Raw genomic sequence first — 22,982 nt, 5'->3', positions numbered from 1 at the left:
ACTTCTGAATTCAGATTAGCAGTGCAGAGACGTTAACGCAGGGTCGAGCATTATCTTTACCGGAACGCAATGGCCCGATGCCGCTGGACGGCATCGGGCGAGCGTGGTGTCTATCGTTGTGGAGCGTCAGAGATTATGGGGTTCGCCGGCATAGCGCCGCTGCACTTCGACCACATAGGCCGAGAGTGCCGCCAGCTCCTCGCTGTCCCACCCCAGCGCCTCGGCGGCCATGGGGCTGACCATGCACATCTGGACCATTTCGTCGGCATGCACCATTTCCATGCCAAAGAGATTCTCTCCCATTGCCACCCGATGCGGATAGGGTTGCTCGAAGGTCTCCAGGTAGCCTGTATCTCCCGCATGACAGGAGGCGCAGGAGAGGCCTGTCGTACTCAAGCTGGGGTCGTTGAACAGCTCTTCGCCCAGTGCCAGCAGCGCCGGGGCGTTTTCACCGTCCTCGCTATACCCTGGGGTATAACCCTCGGGGCGCTCTACCGCCGAGCGATCGCCAGCCTCTGCTTCACCTTCGGCTTCTGCTTCACCTTCACCCTCTGCTTCGGCTTCTGCCTCCCCCTCGGCTTCGGCCTCTGCTTCTCCTTCCGCCTCTGCCTCTGCCTCACCTTGGGCATGGTTGCTGGCCAGCAGCAGCGTCTCTTCGGAAACAGGCCCGTAGCCTGAGTCGGTCGATGCATTGATCGTCGTGGCGTGCAGCGCGGCACCGCCAGCCATCAGCGCCAGTACCGGGGCCGTATAGGCGAGCTGTTGACTGAGACGCCCTAGCAGCCTGCGGCGCTTGTCGTCATGCTGTGGCATGGTATCTACCTCCATGATGAAATTCCGATCAAGCCGTTGGTTGTTGTTTGCATTCTCTGGACCCAAAGGGCCATGTCGCACCGCCGCTTGCCAGCGGTATCCTTTGGTAGGAGCCGAGAGCGATTACTTACAGGCGCACGGCAAGAATGCGCAAGAAGGTAAAAAAAAGAGAAAAATCAGGCCAATGCTGTAAGGAATCCAGGCTACCTTCGACCATCCACTGACCGAACACCGCATCAGGAACCTGCCAATGCTGAACCGTATGCTCGCTTCCACCTTGCCACTTGCTCTGCTGCTCTCCGCCCCGCTGCATGCCGCCCCCGATCCCGGCGACTGGGAATCCGTGCTCGATGAGGCACGTGGGCAAACCGTCTACTGGTACGCCTGGGCCGGCGAAGAGCGCATCAACGACTACATCCAGTGGACGGCACGCCAGGTCGCCGAGCGGCACGACATCGAGCTGGTGCACGTCAAGATCGGCGACACCGCCGAGGCAGTGTCGCGGGTGCTGGCCGAGAAGCAGGCCGGCAACCATGAGCGCGGCAACGTCGACCTGATCTGGATCAACGGCGAGAACTTCGCCACCATGAAGGCCAACGACCTGCTGTTCGGCCCCTGGTCGGAGCAACTACCCCACTATCCGCTGACCGATCCGGACAACACGCCGGCGGTGCGTTACGACTGGACGATCCCGGTGGACGGCCTGGAATCGCCCTGGAGCAGCTCCCAGGTGGTGTTCTATTACGATACGGCGCTGGTGGACGAGCACCCGCGCTCCATGCCCGAACTCCTCGACTGGGCCCGGGAGAACCCGGGTGACTTCACTTACGCCCGGGTACCCAACTTTCTCGGCAATGCCTTCATTACACAGGCGCTGCTGGAACTGGCAGAGGACACCGACATCCTCTACGAGCCCATGCGGGAAGAGGACTTCGACGAGGTTTCGGCCCCGCTGTGGGCATTCCTCGACGAACTCCACCCGCACCTGTGGCGCAGCGGTCGCGCCTTCCCGGCCAACAGCTCGGAGCTGCGCCGGCTGATGGGCGACGGTGAGATCAGCATCGCCCTCTCCTTCAGCACCACCGAGGCGTCCGGCGCCATCGCCAACTTCGAGCTGCCCGACAGCGTGCGCAGCTATGTCCACGACCACGGCATGATCGGCAATATGAGCTTCATGGCAATCCCCTATAACGCCCAGCACAAGGCCGGCGCCATGGTGGTCGCCGACTACCTGCTCTCTCCCGAGGCGCAGGCCAGAAAGCAGGACCCGGTGGTGTGGGGCAGCGGCACCGTGCTGTCGCTGGCGACCCTAGAGCCTGCCGACCGCGCGCTGTTCGATGACATCGACCTGGGTATCGCCACCCTGGCGCCGGACGAACTCGGCGAGTTGCTCGGCCAACCCCACCCCAGCTGGGTCGACGCCCTGGCAGACGCCTGGCAGGCCCGCTACGTCGGTAACTGATGGCGAATTCCATCGTCACGATGCGATTCGGCCTGAGCCGGCGATGCCGTGAGTGGCGCGAACGGGGGCAATTACCAAGATGATGCTGCGTCTCGCACCGGCTCTGATCGTCACGCTGCTGGTGGCACCCATCCTGGCCGGGCTGGCCATGGCGGTGCTGCCCGCCTTCGGCTATCTGCCGGCCCTGGGTGGCACCGAGTTCAGCCTCGCACCCTGGCGCGACCTGTTCGCCCAGCCCGGGCTCGCCCGCTCGGTGACGGTCAGTTTCGTCAGCGGCCTTGCCACCACCGTCGCCTCGCTGACGGTCGTGTTGCTGTTTCTGGCAAGCGCGTCGGGCAGCCGGCTCGATCGCTGGATTCGGCGCATGGTCTCGCCGCTGCTGTCGATTCCCCATGCCGCCGCCGCCTTCGGGCTGGCCTTTCTGATCGCGCCGTCGGGCCTGATCTCGCGACTGATATCGCCGGGGCTGACCGGCTGGGAGCGTCCCCCCGATGCGCTGATCGTCCAGGACCCCTGGGGGCTGTCGCTGATGGCTGGGCTTGTCATCAAGGAAATCCCCTTCCTGCTGTTGATGAGCCTTGCCGCCCTGCCACAGCTCGATCCCGAAAGGCGCGTGGCGATGGCCCGCTCACTCGGCTACCGTCCGACCATCGCCTGGCTGAAGGTCGTGGCGCCGGCCCTCTACCCGCTGATCCGTCTTCCGGTCTACGCGGTGATCGCCTATGCCACCGCGGTGGTCGACGTGGCACTGATCCTCGGCCCCACCCTGCCGCCGACGCTCTCCGTGTCGATCCTCGCCTGGTTCAACGACCCCGACCTCTCCCGGCGTTTCATGGCCTCGGCCGGTGCCGTGTTGCAGCTGGGCATCACCGCCGCCGCCCTTGTGGTCTGGTGGTGCCTGGAGCGGGGTGTCGCCTGCCTGGGGCGTCGCTGGGTAGCCCGGGGCGGGCGGCAACGCGGAGAGCAGCCGCTGCGCCTGGCCGGAAAGGGGTTGATCCTGTTCGCCACCCTCACCGCCTTCGTCGGTATCGGCAGCCTGGCACTCAACTCCGTGGCCGGCTTCTGGCGCTTTCCCGATGCCCTGCCCCAGGGCTTCACCGCGACGCACTGGATTCGCGCCCTGCCCTCGCTGACGGGCCCGGTGGCCTCGACGCTGATCATCGCCGCAGTCTCGACATTGATCGCCCTGGCGCTCACCCTGGCGGCGCTGGAAAACGAGCAGCGCACCGGACGCCATCCGGCCCAAGGGCGGCTGCTGTCGGCACTGGGGCTGCTCTATCTGCCGCTGATCGTGCCGCAGATCGCCTTCCTGTTCGGCCTGGTGGTGGTCATGGAATCCCTCGGCAGCCGCCCAAACCATGGCCTGGTCATCTTCGGCCACCTGCTCTTCGTGCTGCCCTATGTGTTTCTCTCGCTGTCGGAGTCCTACCGACGCCTCGACCCACGCTGGTCGCAGCTCGGGCGAACGCTGGGCAGCTCGACTAATGCCGTCTTCTGGCGGGTACGCCTGCCCCTGTTGCTGGCGCCGATCCTCACCGCCTGTGCCGTTGGCCTTGCCGTCAGTATCGGCCAGTATCTACCCACCCAGCTGCTGGGTGCCGGTCGCGTGCCCACTGTCACCACCGAGGCGGTGGCGCTCGCGTCGGGAGGGAACCGCCGGGCGATCGGGGTCTGGGCACTGGTCCAGGCCAGCCTGCCGCTGGTGGGCTTCATCATTGCCGTCGGTTTGCCGCGGCTGCTCTGGGCCAAACGCCGTGGAATGCGAGGGTCACCATGACGCACCATCATCTCGAGATCGACAGCCTGCGCATCGCGCTGGATGGCACCGTGCTGCTGGAGCTCGATGCCCATATCGGCCCCGGTGAGATTCTCACGGTGATGGGGCCTTCCGGTTCGGGAAAGTCGACCCTGTTGGCCTGGCTCGCCGGTTTCCTGACAGGGGATTTCGAGGCCAGCGGCCACGCGCACCTGGACGGTCGCGATATCACCCACCTGCCGGCAGAGCGGCGCGGCATCGGCCTGCTGTTCCAGGATCCGCTGCTGTTTCCCCATCTGTCGGTCGCCGGCAACCTGCGGTTCGGCATGCCGCGCGCCACCCGCGACAAGCCCCGGCAAGTCGAGACGGCGCTGGAGCAGATCGGCCTGACCGGTTTCGGCGATCGTGACCCGGCCACCCTCTCCGGCGGCCAGAAGGCCCGGGTGGCCCTGATGCGCCTGCTGCTCTCCCGGCCCTGTGCCGTGCTCCTTGACGAGCCCTTCTCCAAGCTTGATACCCACCTGCGCCAGGAGATGCGTCAACTGGTTTTTACCCAGTTGCGCCAGGCCGGCCTGCCGAGCCTGCTGGTTACCCACGACAGAGACGACGCGGCGGCCGCCGGCGGAGAAGTGATCGAGCTCACTCATTGAGCCGCTCGTGGCCGCCATCGTGACGGGGCAATGCGAGACGGTCATTCTGCGTTTGTTCAACGTGGAGGGCTTGCCCTGCCCTGATAGGGCCTGCATGCTGACGACAAACAAGAACCCGAAAGGATCACCCCGTGAGCATCCCGCCGCTAGACGACCGCATGCAGCGTCTGACTGCCGTTCGGCCTCGGCTGCTCTCCTTCGCGCGCCTGCATCTACGCAATCACGCCCAGGCCGAAGATGCGGTCCAGGACACCCTCGAAGCCGCCATCGAGAATCAGGATAGCTTTTCCGGACGATCCGGCTATGAAACCTGGGTCTTCGGCATCCTCAAGTTCAAGATTCTCGATACCATGCGGGCCCAGAAGCGCCAGGGCACCTGGCAACCCCTGGAAGATGAGGCCGATGACGAGGCCATCGACCGTCAGTTCCGCCGGAACGGCAGTTGGGTCAAGGAGGCGCGTCCCGCCAGCTGGGGGGAGCCGGAGGCAGCCTTTGAGAGCGAGACATTCTGGCAGGTGTTCGATGCCTGCATGATCGCCCTGCCGGACAACGTGGCACGCGTCTTCTCGCTGCGTGAACTGATGGGGCTATCGACCGAGGAGATCTGCCGCGAGCTTGGCATCAGGGAGAACAACTGCTGGGTCATCCTGCACCGGGCCCGCCTGCGGCTGAGGGCCTGCATCGAACAGGGCTGGCTGACGGAGGAAACGCCATGATCATGTGCCGACGCGCCACCGAGCTGATGTCGCAACGCCTGGATCGCCCCCTGGTGTGGCAGGAACGCCTCTCGCTACGCGTCCACCTGGCGATGTGTGGCGCCTGCAGCCAGTGCAATCGGCAGTTCGACATGCTGCACGAGGCCGGCAAGCGCTTCGAGCCTGCCGCCCGGGATGAGCAGGAGTGAGGCCGCAGACCGCCCAGCACTGCTGAATCGCTTCCTGGCCAGCCCGTCCCAGCCGCTCTCATCCCGGCAGTTCTGCCTGCTCAGCCTTTCCTCTTGCAGAGGCTGTACGTTGCCCAAGCAGCTCGCTTACTCGCCTTTCCAGGGATTCGCTCAGCGACACGTCCGCTGGCTCTCCTTGCGCCTCTGTCGTCCGCCGGTCTGCCTGGCTGTCACTAGCCACATGGAGAGTGAGCCGCTCGCACCGGGACAACCATTCGGACAACGCCGTGACGGTGGCACCTGACAAGGGCTTACCGCCGACAGTGAAGGAGGATGGCAACAGGGCACCCAGGGCATCGAGGATCGATAGCTCACTGTCATCGGCGTCGGGAGCCATCAGCTCGCCGTCAGCGCCATCGAGAGCCTCGGGGTGATGACGCATGAGGATCACCCCACGCACCTGGACACTCTCAGGCATCGAGCCCTCTGGTTCACTGTCATCCAGACAGCCATTCCGGCCGTCCAGTGCGATGGGCAGCCCCAGTGGCTCGCCATGGGAAAGGGTGAGGGCATCCAGCCGCAGTCCCCTCGTCACCCTGAACGTCCTGGCAAACTGTCGTAGCATGGCTTGGGCGTCGCCGGTGTCGGGAGGAAAGAGACAGATCACGGCAGCGCCTTGAGGCGTGGTCAGCAGGCCGGCATCGATGACAAGCTGTTCGCTCGAAGGGGCCTGGCGAGCAAGATAGGCGAGCACCTGGGGCCCCAATTCGGCCAGGGTCAATCGTGAGGCCAGAACCCGTCCTTCGGCCGCCAGGGTGTAGCCGGGAGCGTCTCGCAGCACTTCCAGCCGGGGAGACCGGGCGGTATCGTCACCCTCCTGAAGCGGCGTGAGCTGCCTGTAGAGTAGCGCAGAGAGGCGCGACAGTGCCGGCGCACTGTCGGTGTGGAGAATCCACTGCCTGCCGCCACAAGCCAGGCGCATGGGCTGGCAGGACGGGGCCACGCTCGCGTCGCTGGCCACTTCGACAGGGACCAGCGCCCCATCGTCCTGTGCGCCACGCTGCCTGAGCAACCCTTCGCGGCACCACTCCGACAGACAGTCCCAGACATGACGGCGCAGTTCCTGTCGATCGGGCCGCGGCTCGGCGTCGGTTCCTGAAGCCTCGCCGGCCCGTGACAGCTGATCGACAATGGCGTCCGGGTCGAATCCCTCGGTCGCCAGCAGCCAGATGAGGGCTGCGCTATCGTTCAGGCGGTAGTAGCGTCCGGTGTGCGTGGCATAGAGGGCAAGCTGATCCTCATCGAGCACCTCCGACACCTGCCAGGCCGTCAGCACCGGCCGTAGGAGAGGCTGCCCCGCGAGACCATCGGCCAGGTGCATGTCGGCGAGGCTCGGCAGGGTGAAGAAAGGCAGGTAGCGTTCCGGCTCGGCACTGGGGAAGAGGCGCAGAAAACCGCCGGCGCGAGCCTCCTCGTCCTGTGCGTCGCGGGCGAGTTCGGCCGCCACTCCCCTACGCGCCACCTCCGCCGACCTGGCCGCCACGGCCGGGTTGTCGATCCCCACCAGCGAGACCATGTCCTTCACCAGCCCCCCCTTGACCTCTGCCTCGACGAGGCCGCCATTCTCTGGCTCGGCACAGATACCCAGCGAAGGGCTGAGGTTGCATTCGAGTATCCAGGGCTTCAGGGCATCATCCACCATGCAGTCGAGCCCCAGCAGCTCATAGCACCCCTGCGGGTCGGCACCGACCTGCGCCGTGCGCCGGCGAATGGCATCCGTGGCGCCGATCACGGTCAGTGTCACCAGGTCGTGGATCTGGGCAAAAAGACGCTCATCGTCATGGCCCTGCTCGCGCAGCCACTGCCGATAGCGGTGCAGATCGATGAACTCGACGGGAATCTCCGCCGAGGTATTGAGCGCATTGATGTCGGGATTGGTCAGTTGACTGAACGGGTTGTCCATGTCGTTGGGGTCGTAGGGCTCCGATGCCAGCTTGGCAAAACCCTGGTGGTAGAGATATAGCCGCAGCGGCTGGATGGAGGCCACCAGCACGTAGAGGCGCAGGACATACTTGTGGCCACGAATGGTGTGCGGATTGGCAAGATACTCCTGGACCATCCAATTGGCCTCCAGTGGCGTATCCGCCGCATCACGCAGCACACGAATGCCCTTGCCCTTGGAGGCATTCTTGGGCTTTAGAATCCAGCGTTTCTCGGGATGGGACAATGCCGTCTGCTGGAGGTCATGATAGTCCTCCGGCATGGAGTAGACCCGGGGAAAGAAGGCCAGCCGCGATGTGGCCGCCGTACCGAAGGATTGGGCGACACGATCCCTCACCGCCAGGAGCGTATCGTGGAGGCGACTCTTGACCGTGAGCGCATTGTTGCCGGGGTAGTGATTGAGCTTGCGCTCGGGGGATACCTTCTTGAACTGGGCGGGATCCGGCATCCCGGTGTACCAGCCGGCATCCCACTGTTCGTCATCGCCGACTTTCCACCCCAGCGGATCGAGCGCGTCACGAAAGAACCGATCCTGCTCGGCGGCGCGCTTGCCACCCAACCAGTAGCGACGTGAAGGAGTCGTTTGATCCGTCATCCCGGCAACCTCCTGAACCATCATCGGATAGTGAATCCATTGTTATGTGAGCCACGACCTCTGGCCTGGCTGCTGTTCGCGTAGGGGTTCTGTCGACATCGGGGACCGAACCTTACGCGCCATCGGCAAATTCCTTTTGCCGATGGCGCTGGAGGAGGGTTCCTGCCTGGGGGAGCCCCGGGCGGTGTTCTGGGCGATGGTGGTCGAAGCGTGATGGAGCGGGTGGCGGAAGCGTGCCGGGGGAGTATTGAAAGAGTGCTGAGGGAGCCGCCGTCGCGTCAGCCCAGCCGTTCGCACAGCGAATCGAGATCGGGCACGGTCAGGTCGGGCTCGATGGCCCAGGGGTCGAAGGGGGCGTCAAGGCTGCGGCGCACCCAGGCGGCATGCAGCCCGGCGTGGCGTGCACCGATCACATCGAAGGGGTTACTGGAGATCAGCCAGGTATCGCCTGGGTCGACTTCGAGGCGATTGCGCAGGTGAGCGTAGACCGCCGGGTCGGGCTTGAAGCGCTTGATCTCGTCGACGCTGATCACGGCTTCGAAACGATCGAGTATCTCGGCCTTGTCGAGCAGGCCGGAGACGTCCGCCCCCGTGCCATTGGAAAAGGCCACGCAGCGCACGCCGCTCTCGACCAGCCGTGTCAGCGCCTCGGGCACTTCGGGGAAGGCGGGGAGCTGGCCGTAGACCGCCATCAGGTGGTCCTTGTCGACATCGGAGAGGCGGGTCTGCAGTGCCCGGTCGGTGAATTCGAGCGCCTCGAGCGTGCACTGTGAAAAGGGTACATAGGCCCCCATCAGGCCGCGGCGAAAGCTGTACTCCAGCTGCTTGTCACGCCAGCGGCGGGAGAACTCCGCGGCCTGCTCCGCCATGTCAGAGGCGCCCAGTCTCGCTTCCAGTTCGGTGACCACGCCATGGGTATCGATCAAGGTGCCATAGACGTCGAACGCCAGTACCTGTGTCATCTGCTGTGCCCTTCGGTTGCCATGATCCCCTCAGCATGGGGGCTGGCGAGCGGCGATTCAATCTCCGGCCAGGCGCGAGAGGGCAAAACCGGCGATGGCGGTGTCCTGTACCCCGGTGCCGGTCAGGTCGCACACCGTGATGGTGGCGTCCGACAGACGCAGCCGCTGGCACTCGGCGACCACCCTGCCCAGCTCGTGAACCTTGAACGGGACCTCACGACCGGCAAACGCCTTGAGCTCGCCGTTGTTCTCGCTCTGTGCGTGGGTATCACAGACGAAGGCGTCGGCACGGGTCAGCACCGACTCATCGAGTTCACGCTTGTCGGGGCTGTCCGAGCCCATGGCGGTGACATGCACGCCCTCGGGCAAATCCCGGGCGTGCAGCAGCGGCTCCCGCGACGGGGTGGCGGTGACGATGATATCGGCCTGATCGCAGGCGGCGTGAACGCTGTCGTGCATATGCACTTCCAACCCTTGCTCACGCATGTGATTGGCATAGGCCTCGGCGCTTTCGCTGCGCCGAGCCCAGATATCGACAATATCGATGTCGCGCACCAGGCGCAGCGCCTCGACCTGACGATGCGCCTGCTCGCCGGCACCGATCACTGCCACGCGACGACTGTCCTCGCGGGAGAGATGCTTGGCGGCAATGGCCCCGGCCAGGGCGGTGCGCACCATGGTCAGGTAGCCTTCGTCGAAGAACACGGCCTCCACCAGCCCGGTCTCGGCCGAGAAGACCATCATCAGGCCATTGAGGCTCGGCAGGCCGCGCCTGGGATTGTCGAAGGAGCCGGTACTGACCTTGATCGCGAAACGCTCCCAGCCCTTGATATGGGCCGTCTTGACGTCGACCTCGCTGTTGAACTCCTCCATGGACATGGAAAGGATCGGTGGCTGCACCGCCTCGCCCCGCCCCAGGGCGGCGAAGCCCGCCTCGATCGCTGACATGGCCGCGTGGTCGATGCCGACGACCGCTGCGATAGCGTCGCACCGATAGAGCTGCATGACATCCTCCTGTTTGCGCCTGGTTCCAGGAGCCTGTCGGATTTGACCTCAGCGTTAAGTCCGACAGGCTCCTACTCTATCGATTGGCTATTTTCCGTGCTCGGTCAAAGGTTTCAAGCGATACGCCGTTACCGGAGAGGATCAGCGCCACCCGCTGTCCTTGCACATCGATCCGATGCTCCGCCATGGCCGCCAGGCCGACCGCGGCGGCCCCTTCCACCAGCAGCTTCTCGTGTTCCAGGATATCGACCATGGCATGGGCGATGGCCGGCTCCGAGACCTGGTAGTGGTCATCCATGACTTCGCCCACCAGGGCCAGGGTGCAGCGATTGTCGTGACCGATGCCGCCGCCCAGGGAGTCGCCCAGGCTCTCGACCTCTTCCACCTCGACGGGGCGACCCGCCTGCAGGCTTTCCCACATGGCCGCCCCGCGAGCCAGGCTGACGCCGGTGATCCGGGTCCCGGGGCGTATGGCCTTTACCGCAGCACCAATGCCGCCCAGCAGGCCGCCACCGGAGAGCCCGACGATCACCCGGTCGAGATCCGGTGCATCCTCCATCAGTTCCAGGCCGATGGTGCCCTGCCCGGCTGCTATCAACGGGTCGTCGAAGGGCGGGATCAGGGTCATGCCACGCTCGCGCACCAGGCGCTCGACCTCGCCGAAGGCCTCGTCCTGGCTCTCGCCCACCCGGACAACCTCGGCGCCCAGCGTCTCGATGGCGGCCACCTTGTTGGCCGGCACCAGGTGCGACAGGCAGATCGTCGCCGGCACACCGAGCCGCGCCGCGGCAAGGGCCACCGCCCGGCCATGATTGCCGGTGGAGGCCGTGGTCACACCCGCGGCCAGGGCATCGCGGCCGTGGCGCTCGATCAGCGCCGCAATCATGTTGGTGGCGCCGCGCAGCTTGAAGGCGCCGCTCGGCTGGCAGGTTTCCAGCTTCAGGTAGATGTCGGCATCGAAGCGCGCGGAGAGCGCCATCGAGTGGATCAGCGGCGAGCGCACCACCTGGCCGGCAATGCGCCGGCGCGCCTCGTAGATCAGGGCTGGCGTCACCCCATGGCGTGGCAGCATGGTCACCCCTGGATCGTGTCGGGCCAAAAGCCGAACCGGGCCACAAGGGCCCGGCTGACATACTGACTGGGAGTATAGAACCTGTAGCGATCCCTGCCGCGGAGACCCACGGCAGGTGCCGGTATCACCCGACGGACATGGTGGCCTTGACCACGCCCTCGCGGACCAGCTGGTCGGTGACCTTGTCCACGGCACGCCGGGCGCGGGCGACGATCTCGTCGACTTCGGCGCGGGTGGTGGTCAGCGGCGGCGCGAAGCCCAGGATATCGCCCTGGGGCATGGCGCGGGCGATCAGGTTCTCGTCGAGGGCCGCGGCGGCGATACGCGGGCCGACCTTGTGCGCGGCATCGAAGTGCTGACGCCGGGCCGGGTCGACGGAGAACTCCAGCGCGGCCAGCATGCCCACGCCACGCACGTTGCCCACCACCGGATGGTCACCGAAGGCGGCCTGCATCTGCTGCTGCAGGTAGGCGCCGGTCTCGGCGGCATTGGCAGTGAGTCCTTCGCGTTCGATGATCGCCAGGTTGGCAAGGCCCGCGGCACAGCCCAGGGCGTGGCCGGAATAGGTCCAACCGTGGCCGATGGGGCCATACTCGCCGGTGCCCTGCTCGAGTACGCTCCACACGCGGTCGCCGACGATCACGCCGGAGAGCGGCTGGTAGGCGCTGGTCAGGCCCTTGGCCACGGTGATGAGGTCGGGCTTGATGCCGTAGTAGTGGCTGCCGAAGTCGGCGCCGATCCGCCCGAAGCCGCAGACCACTTCGTCGGCGATCAGCAGGATGTCGTACTTGGCCAGCACTGCCTGGATCTCCGTCCAGTAACCTTCCGGCGGCGGCACGATACCGCCGGTACCCAGCACCGGCTCGCCGATGAAGGCAGCCACGGTGTCGGGCCCTTCGGCCAGGATCATCTCCTCGAGCTTGCGCGCGCAGTGCTTCGAGAATTCTTGCTCGGACATCCCTTCCAGCTCCGCTGCGCGCTGGTAGTAGAACGGCGCCTCGGTATGACGAATGGTGTCGATGGGCAGATCGAAGTGGTCGTGGAACGCCTTGAGCCCGGTCAGCGAGCCTGAGGCGATGCCGGAGCCGTGGTAGCCGCGCATGCGCGAGATGACCTTCTTCTTCTGCGGCAGGCCACGCACGTTATTGTAGTAGCGCACGATCTTCAGCTGGGTCTCGTTGGCATCGCTGCCCGACATGCCGTAGTAGACCTTGGACATGCCGGGGCCAGCCAGCGCGAGGATCTTCTCGGAGAGCGCAATCTGAGGCTCGTTGGAGTGGCCCACGTAGGTGTGATAGTAGGAGAGCTCCAGCGCCTGCTGGTAGATCGCCTCGGCCACCTCGGTGCGACCGTAGCCGATGTTGACGCAGTAGAGCCCGGCAAAGCCGTCGATGAACTCGCGGCCGTCCTTGTCGACGATGTGAATGCCCTTGCCGCCGGTGATCACCCGGCCCGGGGCGTCGCCGTGGGCGAAGTCGCGCAGGTGAGTGGAGGCGTGGAAGGTCACCTTGCGGTCACGATCGATCAGATCCTTGTGCTGCTGGCTCATGCGGTTCTCTCTTTTCTCAGGGCTCCCCGGCTCCGCCGGGGAGAATGTTCACAGGACTCATTTCTGGGTGTACATCGCCGCCATGCGACAGCTCGCGATGCCCTCGGACGAAACCCTGAGGCTTCGCTTGCAGCTTGCGCGTCGAATCGGAACAAGGTCCCTCTTGCCGATTCTCGATCGACATCCCTGTCGATCGCCGCGCGCCGCTACGCTTGCCTCAGCGCCCTCGGGTAGATATCGCTCGATGTCGCATCCCGGCTGAGTGTTATTTGCTAGCTTCCGGAGACCGACCCCAGGCCGCCGAGGCAGTAATACTTGGTCTCCAGGTACTCGTCGATACCGGTAATGCCGCCCTCGCGGCCGAGGCCGGACTGCTTGACGCCGCCGAAGGGTACGGGCGGGCCGGTCATCTTCACCGAGTTGACGCTGACCATGCCGAACTCCAGCGCCCGCAACATCTTCCAGATGCGTCGAATGTCATGGGTGTAGACGTAGGCCGCCAGGCCATATTCGGTGTCGTTGGCCATTTCGATCACCTGATCGTCGTCACTGTACGCGGTAACGCCGGCCACCGGTGCGAAGTTTTCCTCGCGCCATACCTGCATATCCCGAGTCACCCCGGTGAGCAGCACGGGCATGAAGAAGTTGGGCCCCGGCGCCTGGTTCTGGTCGCCGGCCACCAGCCTGGCGCCCCGGGAGATGGCATCGTCGACGATGGCGGCGGCCTTGTCCACCGCCTGGCGATGGATCAGCGGCCCCAGGTCGATCTCGCTCTCCAGGCCGTTGCCCACGGTCAGCGCCGCCATGCGCTCGACGAAGTGCTCGACGAACTCGTCGTGGATCGACTCATGCACCAGGATACGGTTGGCCGCCAGGCAGTCCTGGCCGGCGGTCTGGAACTTGGCCGCCACGGCGGCGAAGGCCGCTTCCTTGGGGTCCATGTCCGGCGCGACGATAAAGGGCGCGTTGCCGCCGAGCTCCATGGAGAGCCGCTTGACGGTGCCGGCGCTCTGCTCGATCAGCAGCCGCCCCACCCGGGTGGAGCCGGTGAAAGAGAGCGCCTTGACGCGCTCCTCGGCACACAGAATCTTCGACACCTCGGGAGCATCGCCGAGCACGACGTTGAAGATGCCCGCCGGGATACCGGCACGCTCGGCCAGTTCGGCCAGCGCCAGCGCCGAGAAAGGGGTCTCGCCGGCCGGCTTGACGATCACCGGGCAGCCCGCCGCCATGGCGGCGGCGGCCTTGCGGGTGATCATCGCCAGCGGGAAGTTCCAGGGCGTGATCAGCGCCGCGATGCCAACGGGCTCCTTGAGGGTTCCCAGCGCCGCGTTGGGGATGTGGCTGGGAATGGTCTCACCGAAGGTACGCTTGCCCTCCTCGGCGAACCAGCGCACGAAGCTGGCACCGTACTCGACTTCGCCGCGGGCGTCGGGCAGCGGCTTGCCCTGCTCCAGTGTCATGATGGTGGCCAGGTCTTCGCGGTTGGCCTGAATCAGGTCGTACCAGGCCAGGAGACGCTCGCAGCGCTCGTCGGCACGCAGCGCCCGCCAGTGCACGAAGGCAGCCTCGGCGGCGTCCACGGCTTCACGAATCTGATGGGCTTCCAGCCAGGGGATATGGCCGATCGCCTCGCCCGTGGCCGGGTCGAACACGGCCTCCTCGCGGCCCCCCTCGCCGTGGGTCCACTTGCCATTCACATAGGCATACTGGCGGAACAGGCGTGGATCTTCGATTCGAGCGGACAGCGTCTTGGACAGTTTCATGGGCACCTCCCCTGACACCGGCTGGTCCTGCCTGACGAATGGCCGGTGATGACAAAATATGGCGGGCAGCCAATGGCTGCCCGATGTCTACAGGGTAAGGGCTAAGCGGGATCAGGACTTTCCGATCATCGAGGCTCCCGATACGGTTTTTTTTGTCGTGACGGGCGGAAGTGTCGTTTTTTCTGCACCCCGCCCAGGAGCCTCAGCTGTCGGGAGGCTCGTTCAATGCTTCCTCGGTAAACACCAGCAGGCCCAGCTCCGGCCGATAGCCGTGGATCTCGGTGACATCCAGCGCCTGCAGGAAGTGAAGAATCCCCTCGCTGACCACCTGCCCCGGCACCAGTACCGGGAAACCCGGGGGGTAGGGAATCACGAAGCTCGCCGAGACCACGTCGCGCCCCGCTCGCATCTGGCCCTGCAGCTCGCCGTTGTCGAAGCGCAGGTACTCGGTGTTCTCCTCGTCGTAGCTGAGGAAATAGGCCCGGCGGATGTCTCCTTCCGGCGTGGCGCTCTCGGCATCGGGGCGAAAGGCATCGTGAAAGCGGCTGAAGTCGGGCAGCGGCGGCAGCTCCTGGGTCAGGGAGTGGACGCGGTTCTCGATGATCTTGCGCTCCGGCCGGCTGCTGTCCTCCCAGAGATTGTCGAACTCCTTGGCCAGCTTGATCAGCACATCCAGCAGATAGGCGATGGAGCCACGGGTGGTGCCGATGTTGGTCATGAACAGCACGGTGTTGCGCGAGGTCTTGTTGATCTGGATACCGTACTTGTTCATCAGGAATTCGTTCTTGAAGGTATCGCCATCGACCCCGGTCGCGCCGATGGCGATGGTGATGCGGCTGGGGTCGACGACGAATTCGTCCCGGGCCCAGGCCTCCTCCATCTTGTTCCAGCCCGTCACCGGGTCGTAGTAGGACTCGACGCCGGACTCGCGGTACTCCGCCGGCACCATGTCCTTGTTCTTCAATACGCGGAAGTACTTCTGCAGCAGCGGGTGGCTGTAAAGCTGCTCGCGCAGCGACAGCGCTGCCTCGACCTGGGCGTGGACCAGCTCGAAGCCCTCCATCTCCGCCTGCATCCTCCCTACATCCAGCGACGCCACGATCTGGTAGTTGGGCGAGGTGGAGGTATGGGTCATGTAGGCCTCGTGGAACGGGGCCTCGACCTTCTGCCGATAGTCCTGGTCGAAGACGTGGATCATCGAGCCCTGGCGCAGCGAGGTCAGGGTCTTGTGGGTGGAGTGGGTGGCATAGGCACGGATACGTACCTCATCCGGGTCGGGCATCAGCCGACGCTCCAGCCAGGTGGCGTCATCGTCCGGATCGAGTTCGTCGAACTCGGCCTTCCACGCATCGTACTCCTCCCGGTACTTGTCGCTGCGGTAGCGCTCTCGCAAGGTGCGTGCCGCATGCATGGCGGTGCGCGGCCGGTAGGTGGGGTTGAAGGAGGCGAAGGCGAACCACGCCTCGTCCCACAGGAACACCAGGTCCGGCTTGATCGCCAGGCACTCCTCCATCACCCGGCGCACGTTGTAGACCACGCCGTCGAAGGTGCAGTTGGTCAGCAGCAGCATCTTCACCTTGTGCAGCTGGCCCGAGCGCTTGTAGCCCAGCAGGGTCTTCTTGATATCGTGCAGCGGCACCGCGCCGTACATGGAGTAGTCGTGCAGCGGATAGGAGTCGAGATAGCTGACGTGGGCACCGGCCAGCACCATGCCGTAGTGGTGCGACTTGTGGCAGTCCCGGTCGACCAGCACGATGTCCCGCGGCTTGACCAGGGCCTGGACCACGATCTTGTTGGCCGTGGAGGTGCCGTTGGTGACGAAGAAGCTCTGCCTGGCACCGAAGGCCCGGGCCGCGTACTCCTGGGCCTTCTTGATCGGCCCGTAGGGCTGCAGCAGCGAATCGAGCCCGCCAGAGGTGGCCGACGTCTCGGCGAGGAAGATATTGATGCCGTAGAAGTCGATCATCTGACCGGCCCAATGGGAGCGGGTCACCGACTTCCCCCGGGAGATGGGCATGGCGTGGAAGACCCCGGTGGGCTTCTTGCTGTATTCGCGCAGGGCATCGAAGAACGGCGTGCGGTAGCGACTGTCGATGGCCCGCAGGATGGTGTGGTGCTGCTCGATGTAGTCGGTCTCGCGATAGAAGATCCGGTTGAAGTAGCGGATATCGCGACTGGCCGTGGCCTCGACGTCGCCACTGGTGACCAGGAACTGGTCTATCTCCGGGCGCAGTTCGTGAATCATCGAGCTGAGCAGGATACTGCGCTCGGCCTCGGTCTGGTTCTCCAGCTCCTTCTCCGACAGCCCCTCCAGGTAGTTGCGCAGCGCGCTCAGGTTGTACTTCGACTTGTAGGGGAACTCGTAGCGGATCAGGCAGGCCTGGATATTGGGGTTGACCAGCACCGCGATCAGCGCATCCTCGAAGCTGCGCACGGTGACCACGTCGTAGACGAACTTGTCCTCGGGGCGACGCATGTTGCGGAAGGCCTCGCGCACCACCTCCTCCTCCTGTGGGGAGAGGTTGTCGACGATCAGCAGCTCGAAGTAGGGCTGGGCGGCACTGTTGGAGGCCGGATGGCCACGCCGCAGCTGGGCCAGGGCATCCAGGGTTTCCAGGTCTTCGGCATTGGCGTCGCTGTCGCTGAGATCGACATGGCGACGGCGGTAGGATTCGCTGATCAGCGCACGAACCAGGCGCTTGACCACCTTCTCCAGCAGCACGTACTCCTCGCGGTCGAAGAGCGACCAGAGATGACGAAAGTCCTCCTTGGAGGGGAAGGCGTGGTAGTCCTCGATGATCTCCAGCCGGGTGAGCTTGACGTCGATGGCCTTGATCAGGTTCTTCGCCCGGCTCTCATCGTTGAGCTTGACCAGGATGCCCAGGTCCCGCTTGAGGGCATTCCAGGTATCGGCTCGCAGCTGTGAGATCTTGTGGTAGAAACCCAGCGCCGTATAGGCCGTTTCAGGCACCGTATAGGACGATTCGGATTGACTGGTCTCTTGCATGACGACACCCCATCCCGTTCGTTATTGATTGTTGTCGACCGCCTGGGCAGGTACCCGGCGAGACTCAGCCTGCATTGAGGCCGCGTGCGCCGTAGCGCACGGTCAGCTGTTGCTCCGGAAAGTGATCGAAGGAGAGTTTCAGCCACATTCCCGGCCAGTGGTACTGGGCGTGCCCGTCCCGGGGCCGGTAGACCGCGGTGTAGACGGTCCCCAGCCCGCGCCGGTAGTCGTGGCGAAACAGCGGTGGCGAGAAGAAGGCCGAGACCAGGCGCTCCTCGGTGGTGCTTTCATCGTCCACCAGGATCGACAGCTGGCGCTCGCGGATCAGGGTCTCGGAGGCCAGGGCATGGGCATACCACTCGATCTTCTTCTGGTGGTTGGTGGCCACCGGTACGCGGCGAATGCTGGCGCGCTGGTCCGGGGCGATCATCGCCGTGACATAGCGACCGGCGGCATCGGCCACGGTGATGTTGTAGGCCATATGCGTCGGCACCCGGGCCAGCACGGCGGCGGCCTCGGGCACCGTCTCGCAGAACTCCAGGATGTAGCGCAGGATGATCGGCGCGCCGAAGCCCTCCCCCACCACCTTGCGACCGCCGAAGGCCAGCGATACCGAAAGGCCGCTGTCGTTGATGCCATCGAGTACCCCCCAGAGGCAGTCGGACATGGCAATGACGCCGCGCCCGTTCCAGTTGGTGTAGAGGATGGTCCCTTCGCAGAGCTCTGGCGGGTAGTCGTAGTTGCGCGCCAGCACGGTGGTGTCGCTGCGCGCCAGCACCGCCTGGGAGCAGCCGGTGATATAGGGAGGCGGCCGATAGAGGCTCAACAGTCGCGCGGCCAGGTCGCCGCCGCCGGCCAGGGCGCAGAGGGCCCGGTAGGTATCCAGCAGCTCCGGCATATGCTGTCGCAGGGCGTTGTAGCAGGCCAGATAGGCCGGACGCTCACGCTCGCCCTCGGCCAGATACCACTGCTCATAGGCCGGCCAGTGGTAGTCGAACAGCGACTGCCACTTGGCGCCCGGGCTCTCCTCGCGGACGGTGCGGAAAATCAGCGTCTTCTCCATATCAGGCATCCGCGCCACCGCAGGGTGGCGCCGCTTCACTCCGCTCAGAGAATCTTGAAGTTGCCGCCACCGACGGCATGGCTGACGGCCACCTCCTCCACCACCGGGTCCTGCAGCGACTGGCCGGCATACTGGCCGCGAATGCCGTCGATCCAGGCACGGGCACGCTCGGTGAGCTGGAAGTCGTCGTCCATCAACCGGCCGCGGGTGATCAGGATACCGAGATCCGCCCCCTCGTAGCGGAAGTCGCCGGCGCCGCTGATGCGCAGGAAGAAACCTTCCTGATCGTTCTCGGCGGCGTGGGGGTGATAGCTGTAGTGGTCGTAGCCGATGCTGCCGTCCTCGGCCATCTTCCACACGCCGGTACGCGGGGCCTGGGTGAGCAGGTCGACGCTCTCGTCGGTGTGCTTGATCACCAGTTGGCTCCAGCTGTCGACGCTGTCGGGATGCGACCAGCGGTGGTTGATCTCCTCGATGTCCAGCTCGAAATCGAGATCCGAGAACTCCAGCAGGTGGAAGAGGAACAGCGGAATATCGGAGTGGGCGAAGGCGGCCACGTTGGTCAACGAGCTTGCCCCGGTGACCCGCGGGTTGAGTTCGCCCAGATAGACCTCGCCGTTGTCCATGTCGATCAGGAAATCGAGCTCGAAGTAGCCGCGGTAGCCCTCCTCGCGCAGGGCCTCGCCGAACAGGAAGGTGTACTCACGGGCCTTGTCGCGGATCTCCTGGGTGAAGGCGCCGGCGAACATCTCGTTGCCGCACCACCCCCCCTTGTAGGGCGTCAGCGTCTTGAAGCCGACCAGCTCGGTCATCAGCGGGCCTACCACGGTTCCGCAGCGGGTGGCACAGGCCTCGATCGCCGAGCCGCGGCAGTTGATGCGCTTCATGATCTTGACCTCGGGCTCGGCCTCGATCTCCTCGGCATGCTTGTAGTAGTCCTCTTCGCTGGCGATGAAGAAGGTGGTGTGGCCGGAATCGCCAAAGGCGGTCTGGACCACCAGGTCGTGGCCCAGCTCGCGGCTCACCTCGAGCAGCTCCTGGTAGCTGCCGACCTTGGCCAGCACGTTGGGCACGCTGGGCACGCCGGCCTTGTTGCCGATCCGCACCGTCTCGATCTTGTTGTCCATGCGCTGCCGGAGTGCGGCGGGAGGGAAGGCGACCCTAAGCCCCAGCTGCCGGCAGACTTCCTCGGTATGCTCGTCGAACATCAGGAAAGCCGCCACACCGGCGTTCTCGCCATCGGCCCTCGACTGGATGAAGTCGATGACCTCCTTGTGCTCGAGCAGGTAGTTGTTGATGTCCTCGATGCTCTCGAAGTCCCGGGGGAACTTCTCCTTGGGCACGAAGACGTTGCGCTGCTGGCCGTCGAAGCAGTCGATGTAGTTGATATGGCGAAAATTGCCCACCCAATCGCCGATGCCGAGCAGATTGAAGTTGGTGGCGGAGATGAAGTAAATCGGCTCCTTGTTGCTGAGAAAATGGCGGCGAACGTCGGCAATGGTTGTTATTTTGCGCATTTTTGTCGCTCCATCAGTGGAGGAACCCGCCGTCGGGGTGGGTCCGGTGGACGGCGGCGGGGTAAAGCCCGCCGCCGGAGCCTGGCCGAACAAACGGCGCAGGGCACGAATCAGGGTCTCCAGCATGCACTCTCCCGTGGCTCTTGGTGCCGTCAGTACTCCTCGACGTCGGCTCGCAGGGGCTTGGCCAACGGTCCCAGGGTATCCAGAAACGCACTGGAACCGTTCTCGCTACGGTACACCGAGAAGTCGACGCGACGGTCGCGGAAGCTCTTCAACGGCTGGCCGAGACCGCGCAGGCCGGTTTCGCGCTCGCGGCGCACCCGGTTCATGTCTACCTCTATGGGCATAATCTCCTCGCCGGTGCCCGCCTGGTGGATGACGTCGCCGGAGGGGCCGACCACGATGGAGCGCCCGTTACCGATGGCGCCGGCGCCGTTGATATCGAAGAAATAGCACTGGTTGACCGCCGCATTGGTCCGCGCGATGGAGAGTTCGATATCGCGGTCGATGGTATCGGTCATGGTGGGATGAAGGATCACCTCCGCCCCCATGGCCGCCAGGGTGCGGGTGGTCTCGGGGAACCACATGTCGTAACAGATCGACACCCCGAAGCGGCCCACGTTGGGCACATCGAAGGTCACGAACTCGCTGCCGCTCTCCACGCCCGCCTCGTAGGGGAGGAAGGGGAACTGCTTGCGATAGCGGGCCACGACATGGCCATGTGGATCGATCACCGACAGGGTGTTGTAGACGCTCTCGCCGACCCGTTCGAACATGGAGCCGGGAATCAACCAGATGCGGTGCTGCTCGGCCAGCTGGCAGAACATCGCCTCGGCGGCGCTGGGCATCGCCTGGGCATGGTGCGGTGACGCCCCCAGGGGCATCAGCTCGCTGAACAGCACCATCTGGACCTGGGGGAAGCGGCTCATCAACACGTCGACACGGTGTCGCATCGCTTCGGTATTGTCGCCGTGGTGCAGCGCATGCATCTGCACACCGGCAATGGTGAAATAGGACATCGTCGCTCGTCTCCGTAGGCGATCTCGGTACATCCGGGGCGCTGTCTTGTGCGGTCAACGTCATCAAGGAAGCGTCAGCGGGATCGCCCGGCACAGGTGAGCAAAGGCTCGCCTCAAGCTTAAGCCAAATCCATCAACATGTAATCAACGATGCTTTCTCAAGTGTCGTCGTAGCCCAGTTGATGATTCAGTCCAGGCCATCGGGAAGCGTGTGGGCGCTCTTCTGCTTGACGCTCTTGGTGACGATATAGGTGAAGTAGCGCTCGATGCCGGTCTCGGAGGTCAGCCAGGCATCGATCAGGCGCTGATAGGCATCGACGGAGTCGGCTTCCACCTTCATCAGGTAGTCCACCCCGCCTCCCACCGCCACGCATTCGGTCACCTCCGGTGTGGCGTGGACCAGTGCCTCGAAGCGGGCGAAGCTAGCCGCGTTGTGTTGCTTCAGCTCGATCTGAACCCAGACCGGCGTGCGTCGCACCAGGGCCTCGGGGTTGATGCGCGCACTGTAGCCTTCGATGATGCCGGCCTTCTCCAGGCGACGCACACGCTCCCAGCAGGGACTGACCGAGAGGTTGATCGCCTCGGCCAGCCTGGACTTGGTAATGCGCCCGTCCCGGGAGAGGATCTCGAGGATCTTCAGGTCATAGCGATCGAGCTTCATCACCCCAGCGACTCCACGACTTCGGCAATCACGGCAATGGTATCGCCCATGTTGACCTGGGCAGGAAAGCGTCGGGCCGCGAGCACGCCGCTGCGGCCGGCGCGATACTCTACCGGTGGCGTGCCGCTGCGGGTCAGGTCGTAGACCCGGGCGATCACATCGCCCTTCCGGACCACGTCGCCCAGCATCAGGGTCAGCTCGAGCAGCCCCGAGTGCTCGCTCTGCACATAGCAGCTGGCATCCGGCATATCGAGATAGATCTGCGGCTCGACTGGCAGCTCCACCTCGCCCCGCATGAGACCGAAGTGGATCAGGAAGTTGCGAATTCCGCGCTCGGTGATGGCCAGGCTTTCCGGCGTCGAGGTGCCACCGCCGCCCAGCTCGGTGGCCACGAATATCTTGCCCTGCTCCTCTACCACGGTGTCGAACAGCGAGGCGGCATCGAGCTCGAACATCATCATGGCGTAGGGTGCGCCCAGGGCCTTGGCTCCCTCGAGGGCCTGACGCTGCTGCTCGGGATTCTCCAGCACATGGGAAGCGCCGAAGGGAATGATGTCCAGGGTGCGCCCACCGGAGTGGAGATCGAGCACCACGTCGCACATCGGCACCATCACCCGGGTGAAGTAGTCGGCGATCTTCGCGGTCACGCTGCCGTTGGGGTCGCCGGGAAAGCTGCGATTGAGGTTGCCGCCGTCCAGCCCCGAGGTGCGCTTGCCGGCCATCACCGCCGGGGTGTTCATGCAGGGTACGATGATGACCCGGCCGTTGACGTCCTCGGCGCGCAGGGTGTTCGACAGCTTGAGCAGCGAGGTAATGCCCTCGTACTCATCGCCGTGGTTGCCGCCTGTCAGCAGGGCCGTGGGACCCTCACCGTTCCTGACCACGGTCACCGGGATCATCACCGCACCCCAGGCGGACTCGTCCACGGAGATGGGCAGCTTGAGGAAGCCATGCTGGACGCCGTCGGCATCGAAGTCGACGGTGGCACTGATCGGGCTTGGGCGCAGTTGGCCGGGAGGCTTGGTCATGTCGGAAACTCCTTGTTCTATCATAGCGGGCAGTCGCTCGGGGCTATTCCGGCGATAGGCCTTCAGGGAGGCGCTGTGAACCCATCCATGGGCGCTACCTCGGCCATCCCTGGCCTCGGACCTCCCTTCCGGCCTACCCCGGCGCCCCTCGCTGTGGCCGGTTGTCGCTG

18 protein-coding genes are annotated in these 22,982 nt (G+C 64.8%); 5 read left to right on the top strand and 13 right to left on the bottom strand.

From position 1 onward, the window contains the following. Positions 1 to 126 precede the first annotated feature (126 nt). Positions 127 to 828 carry a cytochrome c peroxidase gene (locus LY622_RS20600; protein ID WP_234292603.1) on the bottom strand — a complete coding sequence of 234 codons (702 nt, stop codon included), beginning with the start codon at positions 826 to 828 and terminating at the stop codon, positions 127 to 129. 235 nt (positions 829 to 1,063) lie between these two features. Between LY622_RS20600 and LY622_RS20595 the strand changes: the two genes are divergently transcribed. The 5 genes from LY622_RS20595 (at position 1,064) to LY622_RS20575 (ending at position 5,585) form a co-directional block, all read left to right on the top strand. Continuing rightward, positions 1,064 to 2,275, top strand: a complete 1,212-nt coding sequence (locus tag LY622_RS20595; RefSeq protein ID WP_234292602.1) for an ABC transporter substrate-binding protein — start codon at positions 1,064 to 1,066, stop codon at positions 2,273 to 2,275. 79 nt (positions 2,276 to 2,354) lie between these two features. Beyond that, positions 2,355 to 4,052, top strand: a complete 1,698-nt coding sequence (locus LY622_RS20590) for an ABC transporter permease (RefSeq protein ID WP_234292601.1) — start codon at positions 2,355 to 2,357, stop codon at positions 4,050 to 4,052. After that, positions 4,049 to 4,681: an ATP-binding cassette domain-containing protein gene (locus tag LY622_RS20585; RefSeq protein WP_234292600.1), complete on the top strand. Its 633-nt coding sequence runs from the start codon at positions 4,049 to 4,051 to the stop codon at positions 4,679 to 4,681. Before LY622_RS20590 ends, LY622_RS20585 begins: the two co-directional genes overlap by 4 nt. Positions 4,682 to 4,812: 131 nt before the next feature. Continuing rightward, the gene (locus LY622_RS20580) at positions 4,813 to 5,397 is read left to right on the top strand and encodes a sigma-70 family RNA polymerase sigma factor (RefSeq protein ID WP_234292599.1); all 585 of its coding nucleotides are present in this window, start codon (positions 4,813 to 4,815) and stop codon (positions 5,395 to 5,397) included. Continuing rightward, entirely contained in the window at positions 5,394 to 5,585 is a 192-nt protein-coding gene (locus tag LY622_RS20575; RefSeq protein ID WP_234292598.1) for a zf-HC2 domain-containing protein, read from the top strand. The genes LY622_RS20580 and LY622_RS20575 overlap by 4 nt, the downstream gene beginning before the upstream one ends. A gap of 58 nt (positions 5,586 to 5,643) precedes the next feature. On the opposite strand, the gene LY622_RS20570 is transcribed toward LY622_RS20575, so the two are convergent. The 12 genes from LY622_RS20570 to doeB form a co-directional block, all read right to left on the bottom strand. Further along, the gene (locus LY622_RS20570; protein WP_234292597.1) at positions 5,644 to 8,160 is read right to left on the bottom strand and encodes a PqqD family peptide modification chaperone; all 2,517 of its coding nucleotides are present in this window, start codon (positions 8,158 to 8,160) and stop codon (positions 5,644 to 5,646) included. Positions 8,161 to 8,438: 278 nt separating this feature from the next. Further along, a complete protein-coding gene (locus LY622_RS20565) occupies positions 8,439 to 9,122 on the bottom strand; it encodes a haloacid dehalogenase type II (RefSeq protein WP_223135926.1) in 684 nt (227 codons plus the stop codon). Positions 9,123 to 9,179: 57 nt separating this feature from the next. Continuing rightward, positions 9,180 to 10,127 (bottom strand): cyclodeaminase, encoded by a 948-nt coding sequence (locus tag LY622_RS20560; protein WP_234292596.1) that lies wholly within the window; start codon positions 10,125 to 10,127, stop codon positions 9,180 to 9,182. A gap of 76 nt (positions 10,128 to 10,203) precedes the next feature. Next, entirely contained in the window at positions 10,204 to 11,199 is a 996-nt protein-coding gene (gene eutB / locus LY622_RS20555) for a hydroxyectoine utilization dehydratase EutB (protein WP_234292595.1), read from the bottom strand. A gap of 124 nt (positions 11,200 to 11,323) precedes the next feature. Then, a complete protein-coding gene (locus LY622_RS20550) occupies positions 11,324 to 12,748 on the bottom strand; it encodes an aspartate aminotransferase family protein (RefSeq protein WP_234292594.1) in 1,425 nt (474 codons plus the stop codon). Positions 12,749 to 13,020: 272 nt separating this feature from the next. Beyond that, complete coding sequence (locus LY622_RS20545; protein WP_234292593.1) at positions 13,021 to 14,514, bottom strand: NAD-dependent succinate-semialdehyde dehydrogenase; 1,494 nt, start codon at positions 14,512 to 14,514, stop codon at positions 13,021 to 13,023. Positions 14,515 to 14,716: 202 nt separating this feature from the next. After that, the gene (locus LY622_RS20540) at positions 14,717 to 17,521 is read right to left on the bottom strand and encodes an aminotransferase class I/II-fold pyridoxal phosphate-dependent enzyme (protein WP_234292592.1); all 2,805 of its coding nucleotides are present in this window, start codon (positions 17,519 to 17,521) and stop codon (positions 14,717 to 14,719) included. A gap of 64 nt (positions 17,522 to 17,585) precedes the next feature. After that, the gene (locus tag LY622_RS20535; protein WP_234292591.1) at positions 17,586 to 18,584 is read right to left on the bottom strand and encodes a C45 family autoproteolytic acyltransferase/hydrolase; all 999 of its coding nucleotides are present in this window, start codon (positions 18,582 to 18,584) and stop codon (positions 17,586 to 17,588) included. 44 nt (positions 18,585 to 18,628) lie between these two features. Continuing rightward, a complete protein-coding gene (locus tag LY622_RS20530) occupies positions 18,629 to 20,101 on the bottom strand; it encodes a biotin carboxylase (protein ID WP_234292590.1) in 1,473 nt (490 codons plus the stop codon). Between the two features lie 152 nt (positions 20,102 to 20,253). Beyond that, positions 20,254 to 21,123 carry a carbon-nitrogen hydrolase family protein gene (locus LY622_RS20525; RefSeq protein ID WP_234292589.1) on the bottom strand — a complete coding sequence of 290 codons (870 nt, stop codon included), beginning with the start codon at positions 21,121 to 21,123 and terminating at the stop codon, positions 20,254 to 20,256. Positions 21,124 to 21,310: 187 nt separating this feature from the next. Next, positions 21,311 to 21,784, bottom strand: coding sequence for an Lrp/AsnC family transcriptional regulator (locus LY622_RS20520; protein ID WP_234292766.1), 474 nt, complete (start codon positions 21,782 to 21,784; stop codon positions 21,311 to 21,313). After that, positions 21,784 to 22,812: a N(2)-acetyl-L-2,4-diaminobutanoate deacetylase DoeB gene (gene doeB, locus LY622_RS20515; protein ID WP_234292588.1), complete on the bottom strand. Its 1,029-nt coding sequence runs from the start codon at positions 22,810 to 22,812 to the stop codon at positions 21,784 to 21,786. The genes LY622_RS20520 and doeB overlap by 1 nt, the downstream gene beginning before the upstream one ends. Between the last annotated feature and the right edge of the window lie 170 nt (positions 22,813 to 22,982).

Origin of the sequence: Halomonas alkalisoli (assembly GCF_021412585.1) — a bacterium.
GTDB classification, from domain to species: Bacteria; Pseudomonadota; Gammaproteobacteria; order Pseudomonadales; family Halomonadaceae; genus Halomonas; species Halomonas alkalisoli.
This window is presented reverse-complemented; position numbering and strand designations above follow the sequence as displayed.